The organism is Shewanella sp. 10N.286.45.A1 (assembly GCF_041470405.1).
In the GTDB taxonomy this organism is placed as follows: Bacteria; Pseudomonadota; Gammaproteobacteria; order Enterobacterales; family Shewanellaceae; genus Shewanella.
This window is the reverse complement of record NZ_JBFRMK010000199.1, coordinates 1-747: the sequence shown is the minus strand read 5'-3', so window position 1 is coordinate 747 and position 747 is coordinate 1. Positions and strand designations below refer to the sequence as shown.

General features: G+C 38.7%; 1 protein-coding gene. It reads left to right on the top strand.

What is annotated here, in order from left to right; all coding sequences use genetic code 11:
• Positions 1 to 45: 45 nt before the first annotated feature.
• Positions 46 to 438: a hypothetical protein gene (locus AB4238_RS14725; RefSeq protein ID WP_372034100.1), complete on the top strand. Its 393-nt coding sequence runs from the start codon at positions 46 to 48 to the stop codon at positions 436 to 438.
• The last annotated feature ends 309 nt before the right edge of the window (positions 439 to 747 follow it).

Here is a 747-nt window from a genome sequence, read left to right as displayed (position 1 = left end):
GGCTTCGTTCAACAAGCTGCTAAATCAAGATTCACCTAGGCTGTCATGTCATTTGCCGTGCAAATCGTCTCAGTACCAGGTTCACTTATCAATATGGCGTTAAGGGAGTACATGTCTAGGCTCATATTATTAATCATCATTTGTATGTCATTCTCTGTTAAAGCAGATAAAGAAGCACCTTCTAAACCATTTATTGCAACACAGGATACTGCGTTTGAATCATACTATTTCAAGATGATTCCAGAATATACCTATTATGAAAATGAAGCGTTAATAGTTGAAAAAGAAGCATGGGGGAAAGCTTACAGGTTAAATTATGATGGTTCAAATACTGAACTTTGGTCTGTATCTACTTGGTTAGGTTGGGAGACTGGCCTAGAGGTCATGAGCTTAAGGAAACAGATTTGGCTGTTGCTTTTTATGATGGCGGCCGCCTAATTAAATCATATTCAACAAAAGATTTAATTAAGAACAAAAACAGTATCGACCTCACTGTTTCGCACTATCGTTGGTTAGAGTCTCACGAATTTAACCTGTCAAGATCACGCTTCACTCTAACAACACTGGGGGGGACTACTTATAGGTTTAGTGTTTCAACTGGTGACATTGTTGAGTGAAGCTCCCCTAACAAGGCCAAACTCCACGTTTATTGATGCATTACCGTAAACCCGTTTACCATACTTTCTCTAATCAAACTCAACACTCCAAGCGCTTTAAATCTAACAAGCTTTTGTCCAAAAACGAGTT

Excerpts from the sequence above, each read along its gene's own strand:
- AB4238_RS14725 (WP_372034100.1), top strand. The coding sequence starts at position 46 with ATGTCATTTGCCGTGCAAATCGTCTCAGTACCAGGTTCACTTATCAAT.